The sequence below is a fragment of the Mycobacterium sp. UM_Kg27 genome (assembly GCF_000972905.1).
Taxonomy (GTDB): Bacteria; Actinomycetota; Actinomycetes; order Mycobacteriales; family Mycobacteriaceae; genus Mycobacterium.
This window is the reverse complement of the sequence record NZ_JRMM01000165.1, coordinates 1-8,456: the sequence shown is the minus strand read 5'-3', so window position 1 is coordinate 8,456 and position 8,456 is coordinate 1. Positions and strand designations below refer to the sequence as shown.

Below are 8,456 nucleotides of genomic sequence, written 5' to 3'. Positions count from 1 at the left end.
CGCAACTTCGCGGTGATCTACGAGCAGGCCAACAGCCACGGTCAGAAGGTGCAGTCGGCCGGCAACAACATGGCCAACACCGACGCCTCGGTGGGTTCCAGCTGGGCCTGATCGCCCCGCACTTTCGCAGCGCGGCAGCACACCCGATCCATGGGTGTGCTGCCGCGTGCTGCAATTGGCGGGTGGTGCCGAGCGGTCACGCCCTCTCGCGTGATCCAATAGCCAAGTACTCCACTAGCCACGTCCAGCGAACAATCCGGTAGAGGAGGGTAGTGATGGACCCGAGCACTCGCACCGACATCACCGTCAACGTCGAGGGTTTCTGGATGCTGCAGGCACTGCTGGACATCCGCCACGTTGCTCCCGAGTTGCGGTGTCGTCCTTACGTTTCCACCGACTCAAGCGACTGGTTGTCGGAACACCCCGGGATGGCGGTGATGCGCGAACAGGGCATCGTCGTCGACGGTGAGGTCAATGAGGCCGTCGCGGCACGAATGCGGGTGCTTGCCGCGCCCGACCTCGAGGTGGTCGCGCTGCTGTCGCTGGGCAAGCTGCGTTACGGCGTCATCGACGCCGAGGACCAGGAACCCGGCACCCGCGACATCCCCGACAACGAGTTCCGGGTGTTGTTGGCGCGGCGCGGTGAGCACTGGGTGTCGGCGGTACGTGTCGGCACCGACATCACCGTCGACGATGTCTCAGTGACCGATGCCGCCTCGATCGCCGCGCTGGTGATCGACGGGATGGAATCCATTCACCACGCCGACCCGGCCCAGATCACCGCGGTCAACGTGCCGATGGAGGAGATGCTGGAGGCCACCCAGAGCTGGCAGGACTCCGGTTTCAACATTTTCACCGGGGGAGACCTGCGCCGGATGGGCATCAGTGCTGCCACCGTCGCGGCGCTGGGTCAGGCGCTTTCGGAGCCGGCGGCCGAAGCCGCGGTCTATGCGCGGCAATACCGCGACGACGCGAAGGGGCCGAGCGCCTCGGTGCTGTCGATCAAAGACGGCTCAGGCGGACGGATCGCGCTGTATCAGCAGGCGCGCACCGCGGGCTCGGGCGAAGCATGGCTGGCGATCTGCCCCGCCACCCCGCAGTTGGTTCAGGTGGGCGTCAAGACCGTCCTGGACACCCTGCCCTACGGCGCTTGGAAAACGCATCGGAGGGTATAGCGGCCTGCTCGATAGATCTGGGCGTCGAATGCCAAGTGTCGCAACGGAAAACTGCGGGTAAACGCGGGTCGTGCGAATTGCATGAAGTGCCTTTAGAATTGGACTGACTTTAAAAATGACAAATTGCGAGGCGGCACCTATGGGTTCTATGCGGTCAGTATTCGTCGGTCGGGTGATGCAATCATGACCGCGGCGATCGAGTCGGCACAGGCCGGCGGCGAACTCGCGCCGTCGGCACCCCGGGCCGTGGTGGTCGGGGTCATGGCGGGCGACGGCGTTCAGATCGGCACGCTGCTCGACGCCGACGCCCCGGTCTCGGTGATGCTGGACCCGTTGCTGAAGGTGATCAACGGCCGGCTCCAGGAACTCGAAGAACCCACGCTGCAGGCCGAGGGCCGCGGCCGTTGGGTGCTGTGCCTGGTCGACGGCACCGCGCTGCGGCCGAACCAGTCGCTGACCGAACAGGACGTCTACGACGGCGACCGGCTGTGGCTGCGCTTCATCGAAGACCAGGAGCGGCGCTCGCCGGTCATCGAGCACATCTCCACCGCCGTCTCGGTCAACCTCGCGAAGCGATTCGCTCCGGTCGACGCGGCGACCGCGGTGCGGGTCGGGGTATCGACCCTGTCGCTGGGCGTGCTGGTGGCTACCGGACTGCTCGCGGCGTGGCGGGTCCAGCACGAAGGCTGGTTGACGGCGGGCTTCGGCGCGGGGCTGGCCTTCCTGGTGCTGATCGCCGCCGCCCTGATCCTGATGCAGGCCCGCAACGCCTCCGACCGGCAGGTCGGTGACATTCTGCTGGCCACCGGTCTGGTTCCGCTGGTGGTGGCGGCCGCAGCGGCGGTGCCCGGCGAGGTGGGCGCCGCGCATGCCGCGCTGGGCTTCGGCGTCGCCGGTATCGCTGCACTGGCTGTCATCCGGCTCACCGGGAGGCAGTTGGCCGCCTACTCGGCCGTCGCCACCATCAGCGTGGCGGTGATGTTCGCCGGCGTGCTGCGGATGCTGTTCCTGACCGGCGCGGTGACCCTCATGACGTGCGTGTACCTGGTCTGCGTGCTGGCCTACCAGTGGGCTCCGTCGCTGTCGCGCTGGCTGGCCGGCCTGCGGTTGCCGGTCTTCCCGTCAGCCACCAGCCGCTGGGTCTTCGAGGCCCGCCCCGACCTGCCCACCACCGTGGTGAGCACTCCCGGCGCCCCGCCGTCGTTGGAGGGCCCGGAGTCGGTCCGCGAAGTGGTGCTGCGCGCGGAGCGGGCGCGATCGTTCATGACCGGCCTGCTGTCCGGGTTGGGCGTGCTGATCGCGGTGTGCATGACCGGGCTGTGCGACCCGCACTCAGACCGAACCTGGCTGCCGGTGCTGCTGGCCGCCCTGACCGCCGGGTTCCTGGTGCTGCGGGGCCGGTCCTTCCGCGACCGGTTGCAGGCGGTCACGGTGACGCTCACCGGGCTGGTGATCATCGCAGCTGTGGTGCTGCGCTTCGCGGTGGTGCTGTGGACCCCGACCGCACTGGTGGTCGGCGTGGCCGTGCTGGTGCTGGTGCCGATGTTCGGCCTGCTGTCTGCGGTGATCGTGCCGAACACCATCTACAGCCCGTTGTTCCGCAAGTTCGTCGAGTGGATCGAATACCTCTGCCTGATGCCGTTGTTCCCGCTGGCACTGTGGTTGATGAATACCTATGAAGCAATCCGGTACCGGTAGGGGCGTGCGTCGGCTGCAGCGCACCGCGGCCGCCGGCGCCGCGATGATCATGGTGGCCAGTGGCTCGTTGGCCGGAATGCCGGCTGCCGGCGCCATCGAGCCGCCCATGATCGACCCCGCGGCGCTGCCGCCGGACGGCACGCCCGGGCCTCCGCAGACCATGCGGCAGACCTCGTACTGCACTGAGGTCGGGGTGCTGCCGAACTCCGACTTCCGCGTGCAGCCGGCCTACATGGACATGCTCAACCTGCAGGAGGCCTGGAAGTTCGGTCGCGGGGGAGGCGTCACCGTCGCGGTGATCGACACCGGCGTGACCCCGCACCCCCGGCTGCCGAACCTGGTGCCCGGCGGTGACTACGTGATGGCCGGCGGCGACGGGCTGTCGGACTGCGATGCGCACGGGACCTTGGTGGCGTCGCTGATCGCCGCGATGCCGGACAACGGGGTCGCCCCGTTGCCACCGCCCCGTCAGACCCGTAGGCCGCCGTCGGTTCCCACCAACGAGCCGCCGCCGCCGACCCCGTCGCCGGCGACGACCATCCTGGTGATGCCGCCCCCGCCGGCAGCGCCGCCACCGCCCGTCGAGGGCGAGGAACCGCCCCCGGGTCAGGGGCCGCCACCCGCTCCCGCTCCCGCGCCGGCACCCGCTCCTGCTCCGGCACCTGGACCCGCGCCCGGGCCGGCCCCGGGACCCGGCGCGGCAGCCTCGTCGGCGCACGTTCCCCATCGCACCAGCGCAGGTGCGGTGCGATCGGCCGGCTTCTCCGGGCAGGCCCAGACTGCGCCGGTCGACTTCCGCGCCCCCAGCGCACCGCCTCCGGGTGGGGCGCCGGATGCGTTCAGTGGCGTCGCCCCTGACGTGCAGCTGATCGCCATCCGGCAATACAGCGCGGCCTTCGGGCCCAAGGAGCCGTTCGCGGACGGACGCGACCCGCAGCTGCGGGAGAAGACCGACGGCATCCGCACCATGGCACGGGCGATCGTGCACGCCGCCAACATGGGTGCGCAGGTCATCAACATCTCCTCGGCCATCTGCATGAACGTGCGCACGCTCATCGACCAGGCCGATCTGGGTGCGGCGGTGCGCTACGCAGCGGTGGAGAAGAACGCGGTGATCGTCGCGGCCGCCGGTGACGTCAGTTGGCGGGACTGCAAGCAGAACCCCGTCTACAACGCGATGCGCCCCGATGACCCCCGCGACTGGAACGGCGTCAACACCGTGGTGACCCCGGCCTGGTACGACGAGTACGTGCTGACCGTCGGCGCGGTCGACTCCGCGGGTGCACCGATGGCCAAGTCGAGTGTGGCCGGCCCGTGGGTGTCGATCGCGGCGCCCGGTACCGACATCGAGGGCCTTTCACCGCGCGATGACGGGCTGATGAACGCCGTCGACGGCCCGGAGAACTCGCTGCTGGTCCCGTCCGGCACCAGCTTCTCCACGGCGATCGTCTCCGGTGTGGCGGCGCTGGTGCGGGCCAAATACCCGGAACTGTCGGCACACCAGGTGATCAACCGGCTGACCCGCACGGCTCGGCCACCGGCGCGTGGGGTCGACAATGTGGTCGGTTACGGCATCGTCGACCCGGTCGCGGCACTGACCTGGGACGTTCCCGACGTTCCGGCCCAGCCGCCGGAGCGGCTGTCGGCACCGCTGGAGGTGCCGCCGATGCCGCCCGAACGCGACATGACGCCGGCCTGGGTCGCCGGAGCCGGGCTGTTGGCGGCTCTCGCGGCGGCCGGAGTGGCCCTGGGAGTGGCAGCACTGCGACGATCGTCAAGGAACCGATGAAGGCACAGCACGCACTAGGTCTGAACCTGTCTTGGATGCGGGTCACCGTCGTCTTTCTGATCGATGTGGGGATCCTGGTCCTCGCCGGTCGCTGGCCCGGTGACCCCAAGGCCGCTGACTACGCATGGTGGTCGGGCGTCGCCATCGCCGTGCTGGTCGCGCTCATCGCGCTGCTCACCTACCGTCGGGTACCGGTCAGCACGCTGTGGGCGGCCTGGGTGGCCGATCAGTTCACCGACCCCGAAGCGGCCCTGAACCGCGGCCGCGGCACCGCAATCGATCACCACCGGCGCTTCGGCCGGGAGTCGATCGGGGTCCGCGAACACGAAGGCCGGTTGGTGACGGTCATCGCCGTGGGCGGGCGGCCCACGTCGGCGACCGGCCGGCACGGCCGCGCCGCGGAGGCGGCGCTGCCGGTGGAGCGCCTGGCCGCCGGGCTGCGTCAGTTCGATGTGCGGCTGGACAGCATCGATGTCGTCTCGGTCGGGACCCGCAAAGATCCCCGCCCCGCCGACGACCCCGACGTCGAAGAGAACCCGTCGATGCCCGACCGCCGCCACACCTGGGTGGTGCTGCGGATGGACCCGCAACACAACGTCAACGCGGTCGCCACCCGCGACTCGCTGGCTTCCACCCTGGCCGCCGCCACCGAGCGGCTGGCCGAGGAGATCGACGGGCGTCAGCTCAGCGCCCAGGTGCTGCACGCCGACGAGTTCGACGCCGTCGACGAGGCGGTACTGGCGGGCCTGGCGGCCACCCAGTTGCGGCACCGGCTGTTCCGCGAACGCCCGGCCGGCCAGATCAGCAGCTATTGGGTGTCGCCCAACGACATCACTCCGGAGAACCTCGAACACCTGTGGTACCCGGAGAGCGAAGCAACGGTGGTCACGGTGCGGCTTTCCCGCGGTGGCGGCCGGACCACCCAGGTCTCGGTGCTGGCGAGGTACCACACCGCCGACAAGCCCAGCCGAAACGTCCGGTCCGCGCTGAACCGGTTCGTGGGCCGGCGCCAGCTGGAAGCGGTCTGCGCCAGCCTGCCGGCGCCCACCGCCCACCGGCGGATGTCGGTGCCGGGACGAGACCTGCGCGACGGTGAGCAGCTGCCGCTGTCGGTCGACGTTATCGAGGAGTACACGCCCGCGGCGGCGGCTGGGGCGCGCGGGTGACCGGTCCATCCACGACCGACGCCCGCAACGCCATGGTTGCGGGCATGCTGGCCTCCGGCATTTCGGTCAACGGGTTGCAGCCCAGCCATAATCCGCAGGTCGCGCTGCAGATGTTCACCACCGCCAGCTCGATCGACCCGAGCATGTGCGATGCCTGGCTGGCCCGGGTGCTGGCCGGTGACTCCGATATCGAGGTACTGGCGAACGCCTGGTCGACGGTGCGCACGTTCGGCTGGGAGACCCGCCGACTTGGCCTGTCCGACCTGGAATTCCGTCCCGAGGTTTCCGACGGGATGTTCCTGCGGCTGCTGATCACCAGTGTGGAATCGCTGGCCGCCGCCTACGCCGCCACGCTGGCCGGAGCCAAACGCTACGAAGAGGCCGCCAAGCTGCTCGACGGCATCGAGCCGCGGAACCCGTTCGAGGCCGAGTTGGTCAGCTACGTCCGGGGCCTGCTCTATTTCCGGACCGGCCGCTGGCCGGACGTGCTCAAGCAGTTCCCCGCGTCGGCTCCTTGGCGCCAACCCGAACTCAAGGCGGCTGCGGCGGCGATGGCCACCACCGCGCTGGCTTCGCTGGGGGTGTTCGAGGAAGCGACGCGGCGTGCGCAGGAGGCCATCGAGGGCGACCGGGTGCCCGGTGCCGCCAACGTCGCGCTCTACACCCAGGGCATGTGTATGCGGCATCTGGGCCGTGAGGACGAGGCCGCTGAGCTGCTGCGCCGGGTCTATTCGCGGGACTCGAAATTCACCCCCGCGCGCGAGGCACTGGACAATCCCGACTTCCGGCTGGTGCTGACCGACCCGGAGACCATCGAGGCCCGCACCGACCCGTGGGACCCGGACAGCGCGCCCACGCGTGAGCAGGCCGAAGCCGATCGGCATGCCGAGGAAGCCGCGCGCTACCTGGCCGAGGGCGACGCGGAGCTGGCCGCCATGCTCGGTATGGAGCAGGCCAAGCGAGAGATCAAGCTGATCAAGGCGACCACCAAGGTGAATCTGGCGCGGGCCAAGATGGGCCTGCCGGTTCCGGTGACGTCGCGACACACCCTGTTGCTCGGTCCGCCCGGCACCGGAAAGACCTCGGTGGCGCGGGCATTCACCAAGCAGCTGTGTGGCCTGACCGTGCTGCGCAAACCGCTGGTGGTGGAGACCAACCGGTCCAAGCTGCTGGGCCGCTACATGGCCGATGCCGAGAAGAACACCGAAGAGCTGCTCGAAGGCGCGCTCGGTGGTGCGGTGTTCTTCGACGAGATGCACACCCTGCATGAACGTGGCTATAGCCAGGGCGACGCGTACGGCAACGCGATCATCAATACGCTGCTGCTGTACATGGAGAACCACCGTGACGAGCTGGTGGTGTTCGGCGCCGGCTATGCCAACGCCATGGAGAAGATGCTCGAGGTGAACCAGGGCCTGCGGCGCCGGTTCTCGACGGTGATCGAGTTCTACAGCTACACCCCGCCGGAACTGCTGGAACTGACCAAGATGATGGGGGCGGAGAACGAGGACGTGGTCAGTGACGAGGCGGTCGAGGGACTGCTGCCGCACTACACCCGGTTCTATGCCGACGAGAACTATTCCGAAGACGGTGACCTGATCCGCGGTATCGATGTGTTGGGTAACGCCGGATTCGTGCGCAACGTCGTGGAGAAGGCCCGTGACCACCGCAGTTTCCGTCTCGACGATTCTGAACTGGACGCGGTGCTCTCCGGCGATGTCACCGATTTCAGCGAGGAATGGCTGCACAAGTTCAAGGAACTGACCCGCGAGGACCTCGCCGAAGGGCTCAGCGCGGCGGTTGCCGAGAAGAACACGCCCTGACTTAACAGCCGCCCGACAGTTGATTCACAGCCCAAGGCCCCCTGTCTGGGTTGACGCTTACCGGTGCCGATGCCACCATTGCGCAGGTAAGGGGGCCGGTTCGTGTATCCGGCCCAGTTGGCCTCTACAGGTGTCAGGAGGTGAGGACGAGATTGCGTCCCGGCGATAATGCCCGCCCGGATTCGGCGACTGTTTGGTCCCGATCTGGCTCCGGCACCGTTTCTGTTACTTGAACCATGTTGCGTTGAGCACGCCCCGGTACGACGTCGTCACGGGGCCACTGTTTCGGCGTAGTCGGTGAGCGTCGGTCCGCTGCGGCCGGCATCTTGGAGGAGAGCCCCATGACTTTTGTGAACACCCAACCGGAGGCGCTGACGGCGGCTGCGGGCAACCTGGCCGCCATTGGCGCGGCGCTGAGCGCTCAGAACGCCGCGGCGGCAACGCCGACCACGGGTGTCGTTCCGGCCGCCGCTGACGAGGTTTCGGCGCTGACTGCTGCGCAGTTCGCCGCGCACGCCAGCATGTACCAGGCCATCAGCGCCCAGGCGGAGGCCATCCACCAGGCGTTCGTGGCCACCTTGAACACCAGCGCCAACAGCTACGCGGCCACCGAGGCGGCTAACGCCGCGTCGGCCGGGTAGTTCCAAATATCTTTAATTTCCAACAACTTTCGCGGAACCAAGGAGAGAACCATGGCAACACGTTTTATGACTGACCCGGACGCGATGCGTTCGATGGCGGGCCGTTTTGATGTGCACGCGCAGACGGTGGAGGACGAGGCGCGCCGGATGTGGGCGTCGTCGAC

The 8,456-nt window shown here is 68.4% G+C and carries 6 protein-coding genes and 2 pseudogenes; all 8 read left to right on the top strand.

Going from position 1 to position 8,456, the window contains the following annotated elements:
- Positions 1–111: pseudogene (locus LI94_RS22545) on the top strand (type VII secretion protein EsxI); the annotation flags it as partial.
- A gap of 164 nt (positions 112–275) precedes the next feature.
- Positions 276–1,175 (top strand): ESX secretion-associated protein EspG, encoded by a 900-nt coding sequence (locus LI94_RS19040; RefSeq protein WP_024444037.1) that lies wholly within the window; start codon positions 276–278, stop codon positions 1,173–1,175.
- A 183-nt stretch (positions 1,176–1,358) separates the two neighbouring features.
- On the top strand, positions 1,359–2,873 hold the full coding sequence (gene eccD / locus LI94_RS19035) for a type VII secretion integral membrane protein EccD (RefSeq protein ID WP_024444036.1): 1,515 nt from the start codon (positions 1,359–1,361) through the stop codon (positions 2,871–2,873).
- Between the two features lie 43 nt (positions 2,874–2,916).
- Positions 2,917–4,662: a S8 family serine peptidase gene (locus LI94_RS19030; RefSeq protein ID WP_275451601.1), complete on the top strand. Its 1,746-nt coding sequence runs from the start codon at positions 2,917–2,919 to the stop codon at positions 4,660–4,662.
- Positions 4,659–5,828 (top strand): type VII secretion protein EccE, encoded by a 1,170-nt coding sequence (gene eccE / locus LI94_RS19025; RefSeq protein ID WP_046302175.1) that lies wholly within the window; start codon positions 4,659–4,661, stop codon positions 5,826–5,828. The genes LI94_RS19030 and eccE overlap by 4 nt, the downstream gene beginning before the upstream one ends.
- A gap of 32 nt (positions 5,829–5,860) precedes the next feature.
- Positions 5,861–7,651: a type VII secretion AAA-ATPase EccA gene (gene eccA, locus LI94_RS19020; protein ID WP_125079864.1), complete on the top strand. Its 1,791-nt coding sequence runs from the start codon at positions 5,861–5,863 to the stop codon at positions 7,649–7,651.
- 341 nt (positions 7,652–7,992) lie between these two features.
- Positions 7,993–8,292: a PE family protein gene (locus tag LI94_RS19015; RefSeq protein WP_046302174.1), complete on the top strand. Its 300-nt coding sequence runs from the start codon at positions 7,993–7,995 to the stop codon at positions 8,290–8,292.
- Between the two features lie 51 nt (positions 8,293–8,343).
- Positions 8,344–8,456: pseudogene (locus LI94_RS19010) on the top strand (WXG100 family type VII secretion target); the annotation flags it as partial.